The organism is Pseudarthrobacter sp. NPDC058119, assembly GCF_042884655.1.
In the GTDB taxonomy this organism is placed as follows: domain Bacteria; phylum Actinomycetota; class Actinomycetes; order Actinomycetales; family Micrococcaceae; genus Arthrobacter.
In genome coordinates this window covers 453424-474940 of sequence record NZ_JBHVTN010000002.1, presented here as the reverse complement: position 1 = coordinate 474940, position 21517 = coordinate 453424, and the positions used below count along the sequence as shown (strand labels likewise).

Below are 21517 nucleotides of genomic sequence, written 5' to 3'. Positions count from 1 at the left end.
CCTGTCCCCCGTCCAGGTTGGGACGCAGGTCAGCCGCGGGCCGCCCGCCGGCCGCGCCGGGTGGGGGGTGCTTCCGGGGGCGCCGTTACTTCGGTGTCCACGGCGGCGGGTTCGACGGCGGTGCGCCGGCTGCGTTCCTCAAGCACGGCGGCGGCGAGCGCCCCCGTGTCCGCGACGTCGTCCGCGTGGCTGTGCCCGTCGTCGTGCTTTCCGTGCCTTAGCGCGGCGACGGGTGGATGGACTCCGCCTGCCGGAACCCCGGTGGCCTTGACCACCATCACTGCGATCAGCGTGGTGACCGGAATGGCCAGGACCAGCCCGATGGAACCCACGAGCGTCCGGATGACTTCCTCGGACAGTTCGGCGCTGGTGAGGGTGTCCATCAGTGGCCGGTCGTAGAGCATGACGATGATCAGGATGGGCAGCGCGGCCCCGGCGTAGGCGAAGGCGATGGTGTACACCGTGGAGGCGATGTGGTCGCGGCCGATCCTCATGGCGGACGTGAACAGCTTCCGGGCACTGCTGGCCGGCGCCAGTTCGTAGAGCTCCCAGACGGCCGAGGACTGCGTGATGGTGACGTCGTTGAGGACGCCCAGGCCGGAAATGATGAGCCCGCAGAGGATCACCCCGGAAATGGAGATGTTGTGCGAGGTGTTCACCAAGGTGGCGGCGTCGTGGCTGCCCACGCCGGCCAGGTTGGCGGCGTCCGTGGCCCAGGCTGCGAGCAGCGCGGTGATGGCCAGCCCGAAGACGGTGCCCAGGAGTGCCGTTGACGTGCGCGCCGAGAACCCGTGGGCGAAGTACAGCACCCCGATCATGATCACGGTGGATCCCACCAGGGCCACCAGCAGCGGCGGTTTGCCCTCCACCAGGCCCGGGAGCAGGAAGTTTGCGAGCACGAAGTAGGCGCCCACCAGCCCGATCAGGGCCCGGAGCCCGCGCCACCTGGCGACGGCGATGACCACCACGGCGTAGAGCACGGCGAGCAGGATGATGGGCAGGGTCCGGACGAAGTCCACGAAGATGTACGCCGGGGACCCCTGGGACCCGCCGGCGCCCTGTGCGTTGGACAGGTTCAAGTACCGGATCTGGTCTCCGGGCTTAACCCCGTGGGATGAGGCCACGTCCGGGTTGATGACCACTTTGACCGGGCTGCCGCCCTTGTCCGGCTCGGTGTAGGCGAACGTGCAGTCTGAGCCCTGGCCCGGCTGCTGCGGGCCTTGTTGGCTTGTCCCCTGTGAGCTTGTCCCCTGTTGGCCGGGTGCCTGTTGGCCCGGCCCCTGCTGGCTGGTCCCCTGCATGCAGTTCTCGGTCACCACGTTCTGGATGGTGCCGGTATCGAAAGTGACGCCGGGGGCCGTGGAATACGGGTTGGCGAGCGAAATGCCTTCCTTGCTCCCCGAAGGCCACAGCGCGGCCATCCCGGCCAGGGTCAGCAGTGCCAGCGGAATTAGCACAGCGGCCAGTATCCGGTTCGCTTTGCTGCGGGCAGCCATCGCCTGGGGCGTCGGCTCCGAATGATCCAAGAAAGAGTGGGAGTGACCGGCGCCCATCAGCAGTACAACCTCATGGTTGAACTCTACGTGCGGCGCCATAGGGTTTATAAATGGACCATCGGGATGGGGAGGAACCTGGCATGGATAACCGTGGTGGGCGTGGGGGCGGCAGCAATGGAGTACCTGGGAAGGGCGGTGTTCAGACCGGGCAGGCGCCTGAGGTTACCGCCCATCAGCCGGTCCTGAGCGTCCTTGAAGCATCCGGCAACACCCGGGGCGTCGTCCTGGTCCTGCACGGCGGCAAGGCCCACAGCCGGGATCCGGTGGAGGCCCGGCACCTGAGCCCGGCCAGGATGGTCCCGTTCGCCAGGCAGCTGCACCGAGCCGGCCGGAAGCACGGGCTGGCGGTGTGGTCCCTGCGCAACAGCGTCCGCGGCTGGAACGGGCCGGACATGTCCCCGCTGCAGGATGCCCGCTGGGCCCTTCAGCAGATCGCGGACCGCCACCCGGGCGTTCCCGTCTTCCTGCTGGGCCACTCCATGGGCGGCCTGACCGCCATGTGCGCGGCAGACCATCCTCAGGTGGAGGCCGTGGTAGCACTGGCACCTTGGCTGAGCCCGGAAACCCCCGCCTACAGGGTCGCCGGCAGGAAGGTGCTGATCATCCATGGCACCACCGACCATATGACCAGCCCCTCGCAGTCGCTGGCCTTTGCCCGCCGGGCGTCCGCGGACGCGGCGAGCATGCAGTACGTCTCACTCAAGGGCGTGGGGCACTTCATGCTTCGGAAGGTCCGCGTATGGCACACCCTGGCCACCGGGTTTGTCATTAAGTCCTTCGCCGACAGCACGGGCGCCGGAGTCCAGCCGTCCCGTGCGTTCGTGGAGCTGCTTCCCGAGTCCTCCGTCCACGTCACCCTCTAGGGCCCGGTCTTATGACGTGGCGTCCGCCGCCCAACGACCGCTTCTACCGGCTGATCGTCCGCACGGGGCAGCTCCTCCGCTGGACCCTGCAGCTGGACGTTCGTGCCACGGGCGTGGAGAACCTGCCCGCCCCCGGACCGCGGAAGGGGCCATCCCGGCAAGCGGTCCGTGGAGGAGGGGCAGTCTTTGCCGTGACGCACTTCGGCTACGTCGACTTTGCCGTGCTGGAACTGCTCCTGTGGCGCCATACGCGCGCCCAGTTGCGGTTCCTGGTGCACCAGGGCGCAGCGGACCACTGGCTGGCCGGGCCGGCCATCAGCGCCAGCGGCCATGTGGTGGTGGGATATACGGGCCGCGCAGACGCCTACGCGGCTGCGGTCGCCAGGCTGCGGGAGGGCGAATACCTGGCCGTGTTTCCCGAGGCGGGGGTCAGCAGGAGCTTCACGGTCCGTGAATGCCGCACGGGGGCTGTCCGGATGGCCGCGGAGGCCGGCGTTCCCGTCATTCCGGTAGCCATTTGGGGCGCCCACCGCATCCTCACCCGCGGGCACGGCTTTTCCTTCCGCCGCAGCTGGCGGGCGCCGGTCCGGGTCCGGGTGGACGCACCGGTGGTATATGCCGCCGACGTTGATGTGGAAGCGGCAACCGAAGCCCTGCGCGGCACCCTGCAGGCGGGAATCGACCGCTGCATCGCCGGCTTTCCGATCCGCCCGGAGCCTGGAGCCTGGTGGATGCCGGCACGGCTGGGTGGTGGGGCGCCCACGGATGCCGAGCGGCAACTGCTGGACGCTGCCGACGCCGCCGCGGGCCGCCGTCGGGCTCCCCACACCAAGTAGCCGGCTTAAACTGCAGCGCCACGCGCCGTCCGGGAACGGCGCGTGGCGCACTGCAGTGGGCAATGCCCTAGTCGGAGACCACCAGCGTTTCGGCGCCGGCCAGGCGGGCCTTGCCGCCTGCCAGGAGGGGTTCGACGGCGGCACGCAGGGCGGTCATCGAATCGTCCAGTTCCAGCATGACGGGGTGCTGGTAGGCGATCAGCGCAAGCATGTCCCGGACCGCCTCTGCCGCGTCGTCGGCATCAAGCGACGGCTCGTGCCCCACGAAAACGTCCGTGGGAGTGTCGGGTCCCGTGCCCGCTTCCGTTTGCGGTGCGTCGTCAGGGCCGGCAGGGGCTGCGTAGCTGACGGCGAACGCCCGGATGCGGCCCTTCTTGCTGGGCGCCACGCCCTGCCCGAACGCCGATTCCGGCTGGGCCCGGAGCACGATGGCGCCGTGGGCCCCGGTGAGCTCGTCCAGGAAGAGCTTCTGCACCTGGCCCACGGACAGCACACCGGGTGAGTCCCAGCCGTGGATGGAGGTGTAGTACCGGCCCACCACGTCCGTCAGCTCCACCGAGCCGGTGGCCAGGTCCATGACGATGTCGGAACCGGCGTTTTCACCGTCAATGGGGCGGCCGCCATGGTCCTTGTCCGGGAAGACAGGCAGCCTCAGGGCGCCGGGCTCCACGATGACCAGCCGGGAACGCTGGATGGGTGCCAGGCCGGCCGCTTCGGCAAATGCGGCCCCGGGAGTGCCCGGTTCCACCTTGGCGCGGAGTTTGGTAACGCCCGACGGCGCGTGCCCGGCTTCGCGGCGCAGCATGGCCAGGAGGGTGGCGCCGATGCCGCTGCGGCGGTGGTCCTTGGCGACTTCGATGTAGGTCCAGAGTCGTTCCGGGTGGAGGGACGCTTCATAGACGACGCCGGCCGCGACCGGGATCCCGACGCCGTCAACGACGTCCTCGGCCACGATGCAGCGGCGCCACGTCGTGCCGTTCCCTCCGTTGGAGGACACGGCCAGGGCGCCACGGAACTGGCGGGCCTGGGCGGTCTCGGGGCCGCCCCAGATTTCCAGCAGCGCGAGGTCGTCGCCGTCCCGCCATTCGCGGTATTCGATGGCCACGCTCAGGCGCCGATCAGCCGTGCCGCCAGGTAGCCTTCCACCTTGTCCAGGGAGACGCGTTCCTGGCTCATGGTGTCCCGCTCGCGGATGGTGACGGCCTGGTCCTCGAGGGTGTCGAAGTCCACAGTGATGCAGAACGGGGTGCCGATCTCGTCCTGGCGGCGGTAGCGGCGGCCGATGGCGCCGGCGTCGTCGAAGTCGATGTTCCAGTTCTTCCGCAGCTGGGCGCCGAGGTCCTTGGCTTTCGGGGACAGGGCTTCGTTGCGGCTCAGCGGCAGCACGGCGGCCTTGACCGGGGCCAGGCGCGGGTCCAGCTTCAGGACGGTGCGGACGTCCACGCCGCCCTTGGCGTTGGGGGCCTCGTCCTCGGTGTAGGCGTCCACCAGGAACGCCATGAAGGAACGGGTGAGGCCGGCGGCCGGCTCGATCACGTACGGGGTGTAGCGCTCGTTGGTGGCCTGGTTGAAGTAGCTCAGGTCCGTGCCGGAGGCCTTGGCATGGGTGGACAGGTCAAAGTCGGTGCGGTTGGCGATGCCTTCCAGCTCGCCCCACTCGGAACCCTGGAAGCCGAACCGGTACTCGATGTCCGTGGTGCCCTTCGAGTAGTGGCTGAGCTTCTCCTTGGGGTGCTCGTAGAAGCGGAGATTCTCCTCGCGGATGCCCAGGCCGGTGTACCAGGCCATGCGCTCCTTCATCCAGTACTGGTGCCACCCTTCATCCGTGCCGGGCTCGACGAAGAATTCCATTTCCATCTGCTCAAACTCGCGGGTGCGGAAGATGAAGTTGCCGGGCGTGATCTCGTTGCGGAAGGACTTGCCGATCTGGCCGATGCCGAACGGCGGCTTCTTCCGGGAGGTGGTGAGCACGTTGTTGAAGTTCACGAAGATGCCCTGCGCGGTTTCGGGCCGCAGGTAGTGCAGGCCTTCCTCGCTGGCCACCGGTCCCAGGTAGGTCTTGAGCAGGCCGGAGAACTCCTGCGGCTCGGTCCACTGGCCGCGGGTTCCGCAGTTGGCGCAGGCGATGTCCTTCAGTCCGTTCTCGGCGGGCCTGCCCTTCTTTTCCTCGTATTCTTCCTCGAGGTGGTCGGCCCGGTAGCGCTTGTGGCAGGAGAGGCATTCCACCAGCGGATCGGAGAAGACCTCTACGTGGCCGGAGGCTTCCCAGACCTGGCGGGGCAGGATCACCGAGGAGTCCAGGCCCACCACGTCCTCGCGGCCGCGGACCACGGACTGCCACCACTGGCGCTTGATGTTCTCCTTGAGCTCGGCTCCGAGGGGCCCGTAGTCCCAGGCAGAGCGCGAACCGCCGTAGATCTCACCGGCCTGGAACACGAAGCCCCTCCGTTTGGAGAGGGAAATGACCTGGTCGAGGACGGATTTTGCTGCCATGGGTAACTCCAATTTCTACAGGGCCGCTGGGTGCGGTCCGCGGGTTGTCGGGCCCCTGCTGCCATGTGCCTGCGGCACGGCGGCAACGGGTCGGGGCGGATGAAGGAAGATCGTGGGAAAGCTTGTGTCCTAGCGTACCGGCCGCTGCCCGCGCAGCGCGCCCCGGGGCCAGGGCAGGGTGGCCAGGATGATGGCGCCGAGGGTGAGCAGGGTTCCCAGGACCGTGGCCGGCGCGACGACGGTTCCCGGGGCGGGCAGGGCAAGGTCCAGGCCCAGCGAGCCGAGCAGTTGGCCCGCGATCATGCCCAGGCCGGTGACCAGTACCCCCAGGCTGCGGACCAGCAGGGCGCCCAGCCCGATGAAGATGCAGCCCATGGGTCCGCCCAGGTAGTACCACCACTCCCCCGGCAGCGGGTTGGCGGGGCCGGCCACGGCCAGCTTCACGGCGAACGCGGTCCACAGCACGATGCAGCCGGCCACGAAGTTCACCAGGGTGGCGGCAATGGGAGTGCCGTAGTGGAGGGTGGCGGTACCGTTCATGGCCTGCTGGAAGCTCATGAGGAATCCCGCCGCCACCGGCAGCAGGAGGGGAACCAGCAACCCGGCCGCCCCGTCCCCGGAACCGCCGCTGCTGAACCTCGGCGAGACCGCCCAGGCCACGGCGGCGATGGTCAGGATGCAACCGATGATGCGGATGGCGGTTACTGACTTCTTCCCGGCCGGGCCTATGCCCAGCCGGTCCACCAGCAGGCCGCTGACGGTCTGCCCGGTGACGGTGGCCACGGTGAACAGGGCCACGCCGAGGATGCCTACGGTGAAGGACTGGGCAAAGACGAACAGGGCTCCGATGGCGCCGGCCACCACGTAGATGCGGGGAAACGCGCGGCGGCGGACCGCCGGGATGATGGCGGCCAGGCCGGCCCTGCCGCGTGGCAGCACCAGGGAGATGATGACCATGACCAGCAGGCCTGTGCTGAAACTCACGGCCGCCGCAGCGATTCCGTCATCCAGGCGTGCCCCCAGGGCGCCGTTGATGCGGCCCTGGACGGGGATGGCCAGGCCGGAACCCACGGCCAGGGGCAGGCCTGCAAGCGCCGGCAGGCGGGAAGGGGAGGTCATTGAATCCACCTTAGTTCAGGCATTATTGCTCTATGAGCAACCCCATCGAGGACGTCCCCATCCGCGACACCATGATCCGGCTCGGCCAGCTGCTGAAGCTGGCCAACCTCGTTGAGGACGGGGTGGAAGCGGCGGAGCTCATTAAGAACGGGCTGGTCAAGGTCAACGGCGAGATCGATGACCGCCGGGGCCGGCAGCTGCACAACGGCGACAAGGTCACCGTTAACGGCCAGACCGTGCGGGTCGTGGCACCCGCCGCGGACTAGCCGCACGGCTGGCGCGCCGCCGTCGTCCGTCCTATTTGTTCAGCACCTCATGCGTGAGGAACTCCCCCACGTGCCCGATTTCCTGCTGGTTGATGCCGTGCCACATGCCGGTGTAGAGGACCTTGGTGAGTTTGACGTGCTTGCGCACCCAGCCCATGGTGAATTCGATCTTGTCCTGGGTGATCACCGGGTCCTGCTGGTCCCGTCCCCAGAACATGGGCACGGTTCCGTCCAGCTCGCCGTCCTTGAAGGACGGGTCCCCGGCGGCGTCCACCACGAACCCTGAGAGTCCGACGACGGCGGCGAAGTCCGTGGGCCGCTGGCGGAGGAGCGTGGTGGCCATGGCCATTCCCATGGAGAAACCCAGCAGGGTGACGGACGGGTGCCCCACCCGGATGGTGTCGATCCATTCCAGCACGTACGCGGACGCCTTCTTGACCCGGTCCAGCGAGTACTCGATCGAGGCCGTCAGCGGGAACCAGGTGAAGCCGGGGCCCATCGCGATGGGCGCCCGCAAGGACGCGACGGCGAAGTCCCCGGGCAGCATGTCGGCCAGGCTGAGCAGGTCCTGTTCGTTGGCTCCGTAACCGTGGAGCAGCACCAGCAGCGGCTTGCCGGCGCGCTGGTCTTCCGGATGGGACCACAGGACAACGGGGGCAGGAAATACTTCGGCGTCAGTCATGGTTTCCATTCTTACAGTTACCGGAAAGTAACAACCTACGTTCGCGTAGGCAGAGGAGCGGAAGGCAGGATAGGACCGTGACTGATGCAAGCGCCGATTCCACTACTCCTTCGCCCGCCGGTTCCCATCCCTGGACCCGGTACGTGGCGATGGGCGATTCCTTCACCGAGGGCATCGGTGACCCCGAACCCTCAAGCCCCGGTGGCCACCGTGGCTGGGCCGACCGCGTGGCCGAAGAACTGGGCCGCACCCAGCCGGACTTCGCCTATGCCAACCTCGCCGTGCGCGGCAGGTTGCTCCAGCAGATCGTTGACCAGCAGCTCGCCCCCGCCCTGGAATTGAAGCCGGACCTGGTGACCCTCTCCGCCGGCGGCAACGACCTCATCCGCCCCGGCGGCGATCCCGATGCCTTGGCTGAGAAGCTCGATTCCGTGGTGCAGATCCTGTCCATGGGCGGCGCCACGGTGGTGCTGTTCAACGGGCCGGACACGGGGTCGTCGGTGCTGGGCAGGATCCGCAGCAAGGTGGCCATCTACAACGAGAACCTCCGCACGGTGGCAGCGCGGCATGACGCGGTCATTGCGGACATGTGGTCCCTGCGGCAGCTGAGCGACCCGCAGATGTGGGATCAGGACCGCCTGCACTTCTCCCCGCTGGGCCACCACACCATCGCGGCCATGGTGCTGGACGCGCTGAACGTGGAACATTCACTGGAACCGCTGCAGCCCAAGCCGCTGCCGCCGCGCACCTGGCGCGAGGCACGCAGCGGGGACTTCGTGTGGGCGCGCGAGTATTTCGTACCGTGGGTGCTGCGACGCCTGCGCCACCAGTCCTCCGGCGACGGCATCACGGCAAAACGTCCGACGCCGGGTCCCGTCTTTGGCCCTGGCGTTCCACTGGGCTCCGGCGAGGGTCCGCTTGGCACCTCCGAACCCAGCCGCCGCTAGGGCTGCCGGGGTTACGCTGGAAGGACAACACCCGAGAGGCGCGGCACCGTGAGCAGCTTGTTTTTCTGGATTATCATCCTGTCCTTCGTTGTCCCCATGGCGATGCGGGCATACCGGCGCGCCATGGCGCGGCGGGACCGGGATCAGGGCCTGCCCGGCCAGTTCCCGGGCTCGAACCAGTTCCCGGGCTACGGCCAGTTCCCTGGGTCCGCCGGGCCGCAGAGCAACCAGCCGCGTGACGGCTACACCCAGCAGGATTACTTCTCCGGCGGTTTCCGCCAGTTCGGCCAACCGCAGGGTCCTTTCGGCGGCCAGCAGCCGCCCTACCAGTACGGGCAACCGCCCATGGCGGACCCCCGCTACGGCGCTGGGTCGCAGGACTTCGGGCAGGAACCGCCGTTCCAGCAGCAGCCCCGGCAACCGACGTTCGGGCAGCAGCCGCCCTACCCGGGACACGAGCCGTCCTCCGGGCCGGCCACGCCCCCGCCGCCGGCAGCTCCCCAAGGGTACCGGGCGCGGAAGCTCGCGGAACTGGACCAGCAGTACAGCAACGGTGAGTTGTCCATGGAGGAGTACATGAAGCGCCGTGGCGACATCATGAATGGCTAGCACACCGACACGCAGCAGGCCGGGGACCGAATATTGGTCCCCGGCCTGCTGTCTCTTAACCCGCGTGCCCGGTCAAGGTGCTAGTCCACCTGGGGGAAGCCCAGGTCGATGACGGAGGTGGACGGGTCCGGCCAGCGGGTGGTGACAACCTTGCCGCGCGTGTAGAAGCGGATGCTGTCGGGACCGTACATGTGGGTGTCGCCGAACAGCGAGTTCTTCCAGCCGCCGAACGAGAACGTACCCACCGGGACCGGGATGGGGACGTTGACGCCCACCATGCCTGCCTCGACGTCGAACTCGAACTGCCGTGCCGCCCCGCCGTCGCGGGTGAATATGGCCGTGCCGTTGCCGAACTGGTTGTCGTTGACAAGCTGCACCGCGTCGCTGTAGGAGTCGACGCGGACCACGGACAGGACCGGGCCGAAGATCTCGTCGTCGTACACCTTCATGCCCGGCTTGACATGGTCCACCAGGCTGACGCCGATGAAGAACCCGTCGGAGTCGAACTGCTGGGCGCGGCCGTCCACCACCACGGTGGCTCCTTCGCCCTCTGCTCCGGAAACGTAGGATGCCACCCGCTCGCGGTGCTCCGCGGTGATCAGGGGGCCCATCTGGGAGGCCGGGTCGGTGCCCGCCCCGATCTTTAGGTCTGCCATACGGCTGGAGATCGCCTTGACCAGGTCGTCGGCGATGTTTCCGACTGCCACCAGGACGCTGACGGCCATGCAGCGTTCGCCGGCGGACCCGTACGCGGCGGACACCGCAGCGTCGGCGGCCATGTCCAGGTCGGCGTCGGGAAGCACCACCATGTGGTTCTTGGCGCCGCCCAGGGCCTGCACCCGCTTGCCGTGCTCTGCGGCCCGTTTGTAGATCGACTGGGCCACGGGCGTGGACCCGACGAAGCTGACTGCCTTGACATCGGGGTGCTCGAGCAGCACGTCGACGGCTTCCTTGTCACCCTGGACCACGTTCAGGACCCCGGCCGGCAGGCTCGCCTCGGCGAAGGCTTCTGCAATGAAGACGGCGGCCGACGGATCCTTCTCGCTGGGCTTCAGCAGCACCGTGTTGCCGCACGCCAGGGCGCTGCCGATCATCCACAGCGGCACCATGGCGGGGAAGTTGAACGGGGTAATGCACGCCACCACACCCACGGGCTGGCGGACGGAGTGGACGTCGATGCCGCTGGAGACCTGCTCCGAGCGTTCGCCCTTGAGCATGTGGGACAGGCCGGTGGCGAAGTCGATGTTTTCCAGGCCGCGGGCGATTTCACCTTCGGCGTCGGAGAGGACCTTGCCGTGCTCGCTGGTGAGGATCGCGGCGAGTTCGGACTTGCGCTGGGTCAGGATTTCGCGGACCTTGAAGAAGATGGTGGTCCGTCGGGCCAGGCTGGTTGCGCGCCATTCCGGCAGCGCGGCGCGGGCTGCGGCGATCGCTTCCTCTGTCCGGGCTGCGGAGGCGAGCGCCACCTGCTTCTCCTGCCGGCCGGTGGCGGGGTTGAACACCGGGCCGAAGCGGTCGGCATCGGTGACGCGGGAGCCGTTGATGTAGTGCGGGATGGTTTCCAAGAGAGTCTCTTTTCCTGCTGTGCTGGCGGCGCGGTTAGTTGGATGGTGCCTGGTCGGCCGGCTGGAGGGAGCCGTCCACGAGCTTGATGATCATGGAGCAGTCCTTGCCCGCGTCGCCGGCGTCGATGAGCCGCTGGAACAGCTGCTGGACGTGCTTGCCGATCTCCAGGGGCGTGCCGGTGTCCTCGGCGGCGCTGATGGCCAGGCCGATGTCCTTGTTGGCAAGCTCGGTGGTGAAGGTGGGTGCGAAGTCGTTGTTGGAGGCCGCTGTGGGCACCACGCCGGGGACCGGGTACCAGGTCCGCAGCGCCCAGGAGTCCCCGGAGGACACCGAGGCGATGTTCCAGAAGACCTGCTTGTCCAGGCCCAGCCGGTCAGCCAGGACTGCGCCCTCGGCGGTGGAGGCAAGGTTGATGAAGAGCATCAGGTTGTTGCAGATCTTGGCTGCCTGGCCGGTGGTGGGGCCGCCGGTGGGAATGATGTTTCCGGACATGGGCCCGATGTAGTCCGAGGCGTCTTTGACGGCACCTTCTTCTCCGCCGACCATGAAGGTCAGGGTCCCTGCTTCCGCGCCGCTCATTCCGCCGGACACCGGGGCGTCCACGAAGCGGAAGCCGGCGGCGGCAGCGGCGTCGTGCAGTTCCTGCGCGGACGCAATGTCAATGGTGGAGGAGTCGATGAGCAGCGTCCGGGTACCCGCATGCGCCAGCACGCCGTCGTCCCCGAGGTAGACGGCACGGGCGTGTTCACCCTTGGGCAGCATGGTGAATACGGCATCCGCGCCGTCCACTGCTTCGGCGATGCTGGCTGCGCGCTTGACGCCACCTGCCTCGGCAGCTGCCAGCGCCGCGGGGTTGAGGTCGAAGCCGCGCACGTCGTGCCCGGCCTTCACCAGGTTCACCGACATGTGGCCGCCCATGTTGCCCAGGCCGATCCATCCGATAACTGCCATGCGTAAGCTCCTTTGCTTTCATTCCGGCGTTGCTGCCGGCATGCCTGTGTCTACGATCACACCCTGCTAGAGTGCAATCAAGGGGAAAAAACACAGACGCTCTGTGCATTGATGCACACACCAGGAAGGCCACGCGTGGACTCGAGACGCTTGCCCAGCCCCGACGACCTGCTCATCCTGCTGACCGTTGCGCGCCTGGGCCGGTTCAACGCGGTGGCCGAAACCCTGGGCACCACCCACACCACCATTTCCCGCCGCATACTGGCCCTGGACAAGCAACTGGGCGGCCGGACCCTGGAACGCAGCCCGCACGGCTGGGAGTTGACGCAGCTCGGGGCAGCCGCGGTGGCGGCGGCGGAGACAATCGAAGACACGCTCGGCTCCCTGTCGAGCCTGATCAGCCAGGACCAGAGTGCCCTGGCCGGGCTGGTGCGCGTCGCCACCACCGACGGAGTGGGAGCGGTGTTCGTCACCCCGTCGCTGGTGCGGCTCCAGCAGCAGAACCCGCAGCTGAACATCGAGATGCTGAGCGCCACCAGGAAGGTCAGCCAGAACCGGTCGGGCGTGGACCTGGAAATCGTGGTGGGCCGGGCCGACGTCAGCACGGCCCAGACCATCTTCCTGAGCAACTACTACCTGCGCCTGTACGCCAGCCACGGCTATGCCGCGCGGCACGGCCTGCCGGAAACGCTCGACGACGTGGGGCAGCACGCGTTCGTCTCGTACGTGGAGTCTGCACTCCAGGTGGCGGAGCTTGGGCCCCGTTGGTCATCGCAGCTTCCGACGCCCAGGACCAGTTTCCAGGCCACCAGCGTGTTCGCGCAGGTGGAAGCGGTGCGGCAGGGCGCGGGCATCGGACTGCTGCCCAACTTCATGGTGGCGGACCGTGACGACTTCCTCCCCGTCCTGCCAGGAGACTTCGAGCGCCAGCTGCCCATCTGGGCCGTTGCCCGTCCGGAGTCGCTCCGGTCGGCCCGCGTGCAGGCGGTGATCGCGGCCCTGAAGGACGAAGTGAAGGAGCGCTCGGTGCTGCTGGCCGGGTGAGGAGCGGGGCCGGCGGTTCAGGCCGGCCCGGCGGCTCGGGCCGATGGTGAGGGTCGGCGGTCCAAGCATTCAGCTCAGGCCCGGAAGAGCCGCCGCACCACCTGCCCCGCCGCGAGCGCATCAAGGCCCTCGTTGATCTCGCTCAGTGGCCGCGTGTCGGTGTGCAGCAGCTCAACCGGCAGCCTCCCCTCCCGCCAGTACCCGAGGTACTGCGGGATATCCCGGGCGGGAACGGCGTCACCCATATAGGAGCCCAGCAGCCGCTTGCCGGCACCGGCGAATTGGAGGGCCGGGACGGTCAACTCGGCGGACGGGTGCGGCAGGCCCACCGAGACCACTGCCCCGCCCCGGGTGACCCGCTCCAGGCAGGATGCGATCACCGCGGCCGAACCCACCGCTTCAATGGCTACATCCACGCCGTCGCCCGAAGCTTCCCCAATCAGCCGGCCGGCATCCTCCGACGTTCCCACGGCGGTGGCTCCGGCGTCGAGCGCGAGCTGGTGCTTGCCCTGGTTCGGATCAATGGCGATCACGCTGGCAGCTCCGGCCAGGCGTGCCGCCATGACGGCGGAAAGGCCCACCGCCCCCAAGCCGAACACTGCCACGTGCTGCCCCTGGCTGACTCCCGCCGTGTTGAACACCGCGCCCATTCCGGTGAGCACGGCGCAACCAAACATCGCCGCGACCGTGTCCGGGACGTCGTCGTCAATTACCACCACTGATTCCCGCGCAACCACTGCATAGTCCGCGAAGGCGGAAACGCCCAAGTGGTGGTTGATGCGCTCCCCCTCCGGCGTCCGCAACAGGGCAGGCCCGTGCAGCAGGTCCCCCGAACCGTTGACCTCTGCTGCCCGGTGGCAAAGCGCGGGCCGCCCGGCCAGACAGGCCCGGCAATGGCCACAGCTGGGCACAAACACCAGCACCACGTGGTCGCCCACGGACACGTCCTCTACACCCTGGCCAACGGACACTACGCGCCCCACCGCCTCATGGCCCAACGCCATGGGAAGCGGCCGGACCCGTGAGCCGTCCACCACGGAGAGATCCGAATGGCACAGGCTCGAATAGGTGATGGCAACCCCCAGCTCACCGGCGCGGGGCTCCGGCTGCTCGAGCTCCTGCACCAGCAGCGGCCGGGCATCGGCGTAGCTGCTCTTACCGGGGGCGTTTCCAGTGGCGGGGACGGTTGCGTACAGGACGGCGGCTTTCATGGGATCCCTACTTCCTGCTGGCGGCCAACAGGTCGGCGGTGCCCTTGGCGTCGGCTGCATCCACGTCGTGGAGTGAGACGCCGCGGGTCTCCTTCAGGAAGAAGACCGCGACGGCGGTGACGGCGCAGGCGATGAGCAGGTAGACGGCCACCGGGACCGAGGACTTGTAGGTGCCCAAAAGTGAAGCGGCGATGATCGGGGCCAGGGAGCCGGCCACGATCGAGGTCACCTGGTAGCCCAGGGAGACGCCTGAGTAGCGCATCCGGGTGGGGAACATTTCCGCCATGATGGCAGGCTGCCCGGCGTACATAAAGGCGTGGAACACCAGGCCGATCATGATGGCGGCCAGGATGATGAAGTCGTTCTTCGTATCCATCATGGGGAACGCGAAGAACCCCCAGGTGGCCCCCATAATGGCGCCGGCCATGTAGACGGGCTTGCGGCCAAAACGGTCCGAGAGCTTGCCGATCATGGGCACCACGGCGAAGTGGACGGCATGGGCCAGGAGCAGCAGCAGGAGGATGCGTGTGGTGTCGGCCTGCACCACGGTCTTGAGGTAGGTGATGGAGAACGTCACCACCAGGTAGTACAGGATGTTTTCCGCGAAGCGCAGGCCCATGGCGGTGAAGACGCCGCGCGGGTAGCGGCGGAAGACCTCGGCCACGCCGTAGCCCTTGTGGCCGGCATCCACTTCCTTGCGGGCCTCGAGGAAGATGGGCGCGTCGTTGACCTTGGTACGAATGTAGTAGCCGATCAGGACGATCACCGCGGACAGCCAGAAGGCAACGCGCCAGCCCCATCCGAGGAAGGCGTCCTGGGTCAGTGTGGAGGACAGGACGAACAGCACGGCCGTGGCCAGCAGGTTGCCCAGCGGCACGGCGGACTGCGGCCAGCTGGCCCAGAACCCGCGTGACTTGCTGGGGCTGTGCTCTGCCACGAGGAGGACGGCGCCGCCCCATTCCCCGCCAACAGCGAAGCCCTGCGCAAACCGGAGGATGACCAGCAGCGCCGGAGCCCAGTAGCCGATCTGCGCGAAGGTGGGCAGGCAGCCCATCAGGAAGGTGGAGACGCCCACCAGCACGATGCTCAGCTGCAGCAGCTGCTTGCGGCCGAACTTGTCGCCGAAGTGGCCGAACACGATGCCGCCGATGGGACGGGCCACGAAACCCACGGCATAGGTGAGGAAGGCGGCGATGATGCCGTCCAGCTCGGTCCCGGCGTTGGGGAAGAAGGCCTTCCCGAACACCAGGGTGGCGGCCGATGCGTAGAGGAAGAACTCGTACCACTCCACGACGGTGCCGGCCATGGAGGCGGTCACCACTTTCTTCAGGCCTGATGCCTTGACGTCGGTTTCTTCGGTGAGCCTTGCGGCGGAGCGTTCCGTACTCATGCGAACTCCTTCGGCGTCGTCGTCGACACCACGGGGACAGTCGATGGCAGCCGCGTGTGATGTACACCACGAAAGCCGGCTTCGATGAGTATGGTCTGCCTGCCCGTGCAACCTCAACGCCCATTAGTGCAGAAGGCATCTGCACTAATGCACATTGCTGGCGGTTTGCTGGATGCCCCTAGACCAGGAAGCTGCTCCTCAGCTGTGCCCCCAGTTGCCCAATTTCGGTGAGGAACCCGTCGTGGCCGATGGGCGCCTGGATGACGTGGACGTCCACGTCGCCGGGCAGCGACTGCGCCAGCTCCCGCGACTGGGACGGGAAGTAGAGCCGGTCGGAGTCGACGGCGGCCACGAAGAAGCGTGCAGTAGCAGCCGCCAGCGCTTCGGTCAGGGTTCCCCGGCCCCGGCAGACGTCGTGGCTCATCAGTGCCTCGGTCAGGGCGATGTAGCTGTTGGCGTCAAAGCGCTTCACGAGCTTGTTGCCCTGGTGGTCCAGGTAGCTTTCCACCTGGTAGCGGCCGCGGGCTGCGAGCACTTCCCCCTGAAGGGGCGACTCGGATGCCTGGGCTGACCGGCCAAAGCGGCCTTCCAGTTCGGCGGCGGACCGGTAGGTGATGTGGGCGATGCGCCGGGCAAGGGCCAGGCCCTCTTCAGGACAGGGACCGCCGTAGTAGTCGCCGCCGTTGAAGTTTGGATCCTGCCGGATGGCCAGGGTCTGGGCCTGGGCAAAGGCGATTTGTTCTGCGGTGCTGGCAGCCCCGACGGCGATGACGGCGCAGCGCTGCACCCTTTCCGGGTACGTCACTGCCCATTCCAGTGCGCGGGCGCCGCCCATGGAGCCGCCAAGGACCGCGAACCAGCTCTTGATTCCCAGCTGGTCTGCGAGCCGGACTTCCGCCTCGGTGCTGTCCCGCAGCGTGACCAGGGGGAAGCGGGAGCCCCAGGGCGATCCGTCGGGGGCGGGAGAGGAGGGGCCTGTGGAGCCGTAGCAGCCGCCCACAATGTTGATGGACACCACGAAGAAACGGTCGGTGTCCACGGGGGCGCCGGGGCCCGCGAGTTGTTCCCACCAGCCTTCTTCGTCCGTGTCGCCACGGGTTACGTGCGTGCTGCCGGTCAGCGCATGCTCGATCAGGATGGCGTTGCTGGCGTCCGCGTTGAGGGTGCCCCAGGTTTCGTAGGCCAGGGTGACGTCCGGGAGGTATCCCCCGGCTTCGAGTTCCAGTCCCCCGATGGAGGCGTAGCGGACAATTCCGTGTTCGGGGATGGTTTTTGGGGCGACGGTAACCGTCATGGCAAGACCTCTTCTACGCGCTTGCCCGCCGTCATTTGACCGGCAGGCCAGGTCCTCACCCGGGGCACCCCACCGCGGATGGAGGGTTGCCGGCCAGCACGCCGGGGCTGTCACTGGCACTCATGACCTGGATCGAGTGTACGAAATACTCCCCGGTCCAGGCCAAGAGTGTGACTGGTTGTGACTTCCCGGCTTGCTGCCCGCCCCGCCTTACCGCCCGAGTGGAGGCCCGGCGTCGTACTTTGCCCGTCTAGGCGCTCTTCGCAGCCCTGAAGCCTGCTTCCAGGTCGGCGAGGATGTCGTCGATGTGTTCCAGCCCCACGGAAAGCCTGACGAGTCCCGGGTGCACCCCGGCCACAGCCTGCTGCTCCGGGGAGAGCTGGCTGTGGGTGGTCGACGCCGGGTGGATGACCAGGGAGCGCACGTCGCCGATGTTGGCCACATGGGAGTGCAGCTCCAGGGCGTCGACGAAGCGTTTGCCCGCCTCCGCTCCGCCGGCCAGGTTGAAGGCGACGACGGCGCCCGTCCCCTTGGGCCCGTACTTGCGGCCACGCTCGTACCAGGGGCTGGACGGCAGCCCGGCATAGGCGACCGATTCGACGTCGTCCCTTGCCTCAAGCCAGCGCGCCACTTCCGTGGCGTTGGCAACGTGGCGCTCCACCCGCAGGCTCAAAGTCTCCAGGCCCTGGGAAATCAGGAAGGCGTTGAAGGGCGAGACCGCCGAGCCCAGGTCGCGCAGGAGCTGGACCCGCGCCTTGAGGATGTAGGAGAGGTTGGCCCCCAGCGCTCCATCGGCTCCCAGATCGCGGGCGTAGACCAGCCCGTTGTAGGTGGGATCCGGGGTGTTGAAGCCTGGGAACCGTTCCGGGTCCTTGCTGAAATCGAACTTGCCGGAATCGACGATCACGCCGGCGATGGCTGTGCCGTGGCCGCCCAGGTACTTGGTGGCGGAATGGATCACGATGTCCGCGCCCCACTCCAGCGGGCGGATGAGGTACGGGGTGGAGAGGGTGTTGTCCACGATGAGGGGCACGCCGGCCTGGTGGGCGACTTCGGAGATGCCCTCGATGTCCAGGACGTCCTGGCGGGGGTTGGAGACCACTTCACCGAAGAAGAGCTTGGTGTTGGGCTGGACTGCGTTGCGCCACTGGTCCAAGTTGTCGGGGTCCTCCACGAACGTTACGGAGATGCCGAACTTTTTCAGGGTGTGGGCGAACAGGTTATAGGTTCCGCCGTAGAGGCTGGGGCTGGCCACGATGTGGTCGCCGGCCTCCGCGATGTTCAGGACCGCGAACGTTTCAGCGGCCTGGCCGGAACTCAGCAGCAGCGCTGCCAAACCACCTTCGAGGCTGGCGATCCGCTGTTCCACTGCGTCCTGCGTCGGGTTGCCGATGCGGGTGTAGATGGGCGCGAGTTCGGACAGTGCGAAGCGGTTTGCCGCGCTCTCGGCTGTTGGGAACACGAAGGACGTGGTCTGGTAGATGGGCAGGGCACGGGCTCCCGCGGCACTGTCCACTTCCTGGCCAGCGTGGATCTGGCGGGTTTCGAAGGACCAACCGTTGGACATCCAAATCTCCTTTGACATGGGCCCGGCATGCTCACCGGCAGTGCGGGCCGCGCTTGCTGCCGGCTCTTGCCGGACAGCCAGGTCTTCACCCGGGGCACCCCACCGCGGATGGAGGGTTGCCGGCCAGCGAGCCGGGGCTTGGCGCTGGCACTCATGACCTGCGCCAAGTCTAGGAACAGCGTTGTTGTCGTGAACAGGATTGTGACGAACATGGTCTTTTCGGCGGCCTCCCCATGGCCATTGAGTGCGCGCAAATCCAGTAAGGGTACCCTTAGCTGAGAGCCGCATCACAAAGTGCCAAGATGTTGCCATGCGCATGGATCACGTCTCTTACGCCTGTGAACACGACGGCCTCGCGGCCACCACCGAACGAATTGCAACTGCCCTCGGCGTTGAGGCAGTGAAGGGTGGCGTACACCCCCGCTTCGGAACCCGGAATATGATCATCCCCCTGGCCGGCCACAAGTACTTGGAAGTTGTCGAGGTCCTGGACCACCCGGCGTCGGACAAGGCACCCTTCGGGCAGGCTGTCCGCGCCCGCTCCGCTGCCGGTGGCGGCTGGATGGGCTGGTGCGTCGAAGTGGACGACCTCGCCCCCTTCGAGGAACGCCTGGGCCGCGCCGCCGTGAACGGCAATCGCAAGTTCCCGGACGGCCGCGAGCTGGTCTGGAAGCAGATCGGGATCCTGGGCCTCATCGCCGATCCCCAGGTGCCGTACATGCTCAAGTGGGAGGGCGACCCCTCCCTCCACCCGTCCCACGCTTACGAGAGCAACCTCAAGATGAGCTGCCTGACCATCGCCGGTTCCGCCTCGCGCGTCACCGAGTGGCTGGGTGAGCCCGTGGAGAAGCCGCTCGAGGACGTTGCCGTGGAGTGGGTCGCCCCGCACGGTACCCCGGGCATCCTCTCGGTCACCTTTGAGACCGCCAACGGAGCCGTCACCATCTGACCCTCACCCCTTTCCTCCCTGGACCACTTCGGGGAGGTTCCCGGGTTGCGCCCGGGCAAACTTCGGCCGCCATTGGGTGGTGACAACGGCGTCACCACCCAATGGCGGCCGAATCCATTTAAGTGGCTTCCCCCTGCGCGCGGTGATGAGGCGCCGGCGCCGCGAGCACTTTGAATGTCAGTGGGTCGTTGGATGATGTGGGTATGGGAATCGGCGGTGGTGTTGGGGTGGTTTTGGAGGGTGTTCGTGCCTCTGTTGCTGCCCTGGATGCGCTCACTTTTGAGGACCAGAACCTGGACGATGCTGCGTTGACCGCCGTTGGTTCCGGTGTTGATGTGTTGCAGCGGCGGTATGAGATCCGGCTGGAACGGTTGGAGGTTGCAGCCCGGCTGGAGGCACAGCTGGCTGCGGTGAAAGCACGGGATGCTGCCGAGGCCGTTGGGTTCCAGGAGGCGATGACGCCGCCGGATGCCTCCGTTACGGACTGCACTTATGTGCGGATGTCGGTGGTGGAGGAGATCGCCGGGGTCCTGACCATCAACTCCGCGGCTGCGGGGGCGTTGGTGGAGCAGTCACGGCGGGTCTGTTCCCTCCCGCTGGCCTTCGGGGCCCTGGCCGCCGGGGCGATGTCCTGGCAGCACGCCCGCATCATCGCGGACGAAACCGAAGGCCTCGATGGGAGTGGTGCAGCCGCGTTGGTGGCGCACTTCTTCGACCCCGACACACCAAACCCCGCCCGGGGCGCCGCCCCGGGGGACCTCGTTCCGTCCAGGTTCCGGGCCAAGGTCCGCAGCTGGCGGGAACGCCACCACCCCGAATCAATCCAGAAACGCCACGCCAAAGGGGCCGCTGACCGTCGGATGGAATACACCCCCGACACGGACGGCATGGCCTGGCTCTCCCTCTACCTCCCCGGCGATACCGCGTGCGCGATCTGGAACCGCACCACCGCCACCGCCCGCGGCCTCCAAGGCCCCAACGAAGAACGCACCCTCACCCAACTCCGCCCAGACATCGCCGCCTCCCTGCTCCTCGGCGCCGGGCAGGTGCCGGGTGAGGGTTCCACCGGCACCGCCCCGGGCACCCAGGGTGTCACAGGGATCGGGAAGGTCCCTGCCCCGCGGGCCGATGTCCTGGTCACCGTGCCGGTGTTCGCCCTCCTCGGCCTCACCGACGAACCAGCCATGCTGGATGGTTTCGGACCAATCCCGGCGTCCATGGCACGGAAACTCGTCGCCGGCGGCGCCGACTCGTTCTACCGGGTCCTGGTCGACCCAAGGGACGGGACACCCCTGGAAATCGGCCGGAAAAACTACCGGCTCACCGGCCCCATCAAACACTGGATCAGGATGCGCGACACCAAATGCACCTTCCCCGGCTGCACCAACAAAACCCCCGACAACGACACCGACCACCTCCAAGCCTGGGAACACGGCGGCACCACTGATGTCAGCAACCTCGCCCAGCTCTGCCCCAAACACCATCGACTCAAACACCACAGCCAATGGACACCCGGCCCGGCCAACAAGAATGAACCACCCGGCTGGACCTCACCCACCGGCAGGCACTACAAACCAGAACAACAAGACGCAGAACCAACCCACTGGCCACCCGGCATCCTGCCGGCGCACGCTGTTCGAGGTGCCGTTGTGGCGGGGGTTGAATTGGAAGCCTCCGCGCCAGCGGAGGACGCGCTGTGGCGGCAGCTTCTCGCCTCGATGCCACTGTGGCCTGATCCTCCCGTCGAAGAACCGCCAGGCGAGGACGAACCGGACCCCGGCGACCTTTGCCCCACAGATCCCCTCTGGGATGAATTTCATGGACGGTTCTACAATCTGCCCGCTGACCCGCAGGCGGACTGGCAGCTGCTGCTACACCTGAGGTGAGGCCAGAAAAGTAGCGCGCAGCCCGAGTCCGGAGCTAGGGGCCGCCCAGCAGGCCGCAGGCAACATATCTTTTGGCAGTCCTCACAACGATGAATACCCGGGCCTGATCGGAGGAGGGAGCGGCGAGGATTTCGGTTCCACCGGCGGTTTTGCCTTGGACCGTCAGGAGGGAAACATCAGTGCGCGCGGGCTCTGGGTCAGGGCCGCAGTTGTACTCGCGCCCGGCAAACTGGACTTTGGACGGAACCTCTCGAGGCCAGAGAACCCAGTCCGACGTCTGTTCGTGAA

The 21517-nt window shown here is 67.3% G+C and carries 19 protein-coding genes and 2 riboswitches; of the genes, 8 read left to right on the top strand and 11 right to left on the bottom strand.

Annotated features, from left to right (window positions below):
- Window positions 1-29 precede the first annotated feature (29 nt).
- Window positions 30-1496, bottom strand: a complete 1467-nt coding sequence (locus ACFVTD_RS07090) for a YibE/F family protein (RefSeq protein ID WP_387560132.1) — start codon at window positions 1494-1496, stop codon at window positions 30-32.
- Between the two features lie 140 nt (window positions 1497-1636).
- Between ACFVTD_RS07090 and ACFVTD_RS07085 the strand changes: the two genes are divergently transcribed.
- A complete protein-coding gene (locus ACFVTD_RS07085) occupies window positions 1637-2419 on the top strand; it encodes an alpha/beta hydrolase (protein ID WP_387560129.1) in 783 nt (260 codons plus the stop codon).
- Between the two features lie 11 nt (window positions 2420-2430).
- Window positions 2431-3255: a lysophospholipid acyltransferase family protein gene (locus ACFVTD_RS07080; protein WP_387560126.1), complete on the top strand. Its 825-nt coding sequence runs from the start codon at window positions 2431-2433 to the stop codon at window positions 3253-3255.
- A 67-nt stretch (window positions 3256-3322) separates the two neighbouring features.
- Here the strand turns inward: ACFVTD_RS07080 and ACFVTD_RS07075 are convergent, their stop codons facing one another.
- The 3 genes from ACFVTD_RS07075 to ACFVTD_RS07065 form a co-directional block, all read right to left on the bottom strand.
- Complete coding sequence (locus ACFVTD_RS07075; RefSeq protein WP_387560123.1) at window positions 3323-4360, bottom strand: GNAT family N-acetyltransferase; 1038 nt, start codon at window positions 4358-4360, stop codon at window positions 3323-3325.
- A gap of 2 nt (window positions 4361-4362) precedes the next feature.
- Window positions 4363-5748, bottom strand: a complete 1386-nt coding sequence (locus tag ACFVTD_RS07070) for a glycine--tRNA ligase (RefSeq protein ID WP_387560120.1) — start codon at window positions 5746-5748, stop codon at window positions 4363-4365.
- A gap of 129 nt (window positions 5749-5877) precedes the next feature.
- On the bottom strand, window positions 5878-6867 hold the full coding sequence (locus tag ACFVTD_RS07065) for a DMT family transporter (protein WP_387560117.1): 990 nt from the start codon (window positions 6865-6867) through the stop codon (window positions 5878-5880).
- Window positions 6868-6899: 32 nt separating this feature from the next.
- Here ACFVTD_RS07065 and ACFVTD_RS07060 point away from each other — a divergent pair, with 32 nt between their 5' ends.
- On the top strand, window positions 6900-7133 hold the full coding sequence (locus ACFVTD_RS07060; RefSeq protein WP_387560114.1) for an RNA-binding S4 domain-containing protein: 234 nt from the start codon (window positions 6900-6902) through the stop codon (window positions 7131-7133).
- A gap of 31 nt (window positions 7134-7164) precedes the next feature.
- Here ACFVTD_RS07060 and ACFVTD_RS07055 read toward each other — a convergent pair whose 3' ends face one another.
- Complete coding sequence (locus ACFVTD_RS07055) at window positions 7165-7815, bottom strand: alpha/beta hydrolase (RefSeq protein ID WP_387560111.1); 651 nt, start codon at window positions 7813-7815, stop codon at window positions 7165-7167.
- Between the two features lie 149 nt (window positions 7816-7964).
- On the opposite strand from ACFVTD_RS07055, the gene ACFVTD_RS07050 reads away from it, so the two are divergent.
- Together ACFVTD_RS07050 and ACFVTD_RS07045 are read left to right on the top strand one after the other, a co-directional pair.
- Entirely contained in the window at window positions 7965-8762 is a 798-nt protein-coding gene (locus tag ACFVTD_RS07050) for an SGNH/GDSL hydrolase family protein (RefSeq protein WP_387560523.1), read from the top strand.
- A gap of 48 nt (window positions 8763-8810) precedes the next feature.
- Window positions 8811-9371 carry a hypothetical protein gene (locus tag ACFVTD_RS07045; protein ID WP_387560108.1) on the top strand — a complete coding sequence of 187 codons (561 nt, stop codon included), beginning with the start codon at window positions 8811-8813 and terminating at the stop codon, window positions 9369-9371.
- Window positions 9372-9451: 80 nt separating this feature from the next.
- Here ACFVTD_RS07045 and ACFVTD_RS07040 read toward each other — a convergent pair whose 3' ends face one another.
- Together ACFVTD_RS07040 and mmsB are read right to left on the bottom strand one after the other, a co-directional pair.
- Window positions 9452-10936, bottom strand: a complete 1485-nt coding sequence (locus ACFVTD_RS07040; RefSeq protein WP_387560105.1) for a CoA-acylating methylmalonate-semialdehyde dehydrogenase — start codon at window positions 10934-10936, stop codon at window positions 9452-9454.
- Window positions 10937-10970: 34 nt separating this feature from the next.
- Window positions 10971-11888, bottom strand: coding sequence for a 3-hydroxyisobutyrate dehydrogenase (gene mmsB, locus ACFVTD_RS07035; protein ID WP_387560102.1), 918 nt, complete (start codon window positions 11886-11888; stop codon window positions 10971-10973).
- Window positions 11889-11999: 111 nt separating this feature from the next.
- Here mmsB and ACFVTD_RS07030 point away from each other — a divergent pair, with 111 nt between their 5' ends.
- Complete coding sequence (locus tag ACFVTD_RS07030) at window positions 12000-12932, top strand: LysR family transcriptional regulator (RefSeq protein ID WP_387560099.1); 933 nt, start codon at window positions 12000-12002, stop codon at window positions 12930-12932.
- Window positions 12933-13006: 74 nt separating this feature from the next.
- Here ACFVTD_RS07030 and ACFVTD_RS07025 read toward each other — a convergent pair whose 3' ends face one another.
- From ACFVTD_RS07025 to ACFVTD_RS07010, 4 genes are all read right to left on the bottom strand, one after another.
- Window positions 13007-14143 (bottom strand): zinc-binding dehydrogenase, encoded by a 1137-nt coding sequence (locus ACFVTD_RS07025; protein WP_387560096.1) that lies wholly within the window; start codon window positions 14141-14143, stop codon window positions 13007-13009.
- Window positions 14144-14150: 7 nt separating this feature from the next.
- Window positions 14151-15533 (bottom strand): MFS transporter, encoded by a 1383-nt coding sequence (locus tag ACFVTD_RS07020; RefSeq protein ID WP_387560093.1) that lies wholly within the window; start codon window positions 15531-15533, stop codon window positions 14151-14153.
- A gap of 178 nt (window positions 15534-15711) precedes the next feature.
- A complete protein-coding gene (locus ACFVTD_RS07015; protein ID WP_286403009.1) occupies window positions 15712-16827 on the bottom strand; it encodes a homoserine O-acetyltransferase in 1116 nt (371 codons plus the stop codon).
- Between the two features lie 12 nt (window positions 16828-16839).
- A riboswitch (SAM riboswitch) is annotated at window positions 16840-16955 on the bottom strand.
- A gap of 122 nt (window positions 16956-17077) precedes the next feature.
- A complete protein-coding gene (locus tag ACFVTD_RS07010) occupies window positions 17078-18394 on the bottom strand; it encodes a bifunctional o-acetylhomoserine/o-acetylserine sulfhydrylase (RefSeq protein WP_387560089.1) in 1317 nt (438 codons plus the stop codon).
- 44 nt (window positions 18395-18438) lie between these two features.
- Window positions 18439-18553: riboswitch (SAM riboswitch) on the bottom strand.
- A gap of 151 nt (window positions 18554-18704) precedes the next feature.
- On the opposite strand from ACFVTD_RS07010, the gene ACFVTD_RS07005 reads away from it, so the two are divergent.
- Together ACFVTD_RS07005 and ACFVTD_RS07000 are read left to right on the top strand one after the other, a co-directional pair.
- Window positions 18705-19343 (top strand): VOC family protein, encoded by a 639-nt coding sequence (locus ACFVTD_RS07005; RefSeq protein WP_141161063.1) that lies wholly within the window; start codon window positions 18705-18707, stop codon window positions 19341-19343.
- 203 nt (window positions 19344-19546) lie between these two features.
- A complete protein-coding gene (locus tag ACFVTD_RS07000) occupies window positions 19547-21229 on the top strand; it encodes an HNH endonuclease (RefSeq protein ID WP_387560086.1) in 1683 nt (560 codons plus the stop codon).
- The last annotated feature ends 288 nt before the right edge of the window (window positions 21230-21517 follow it).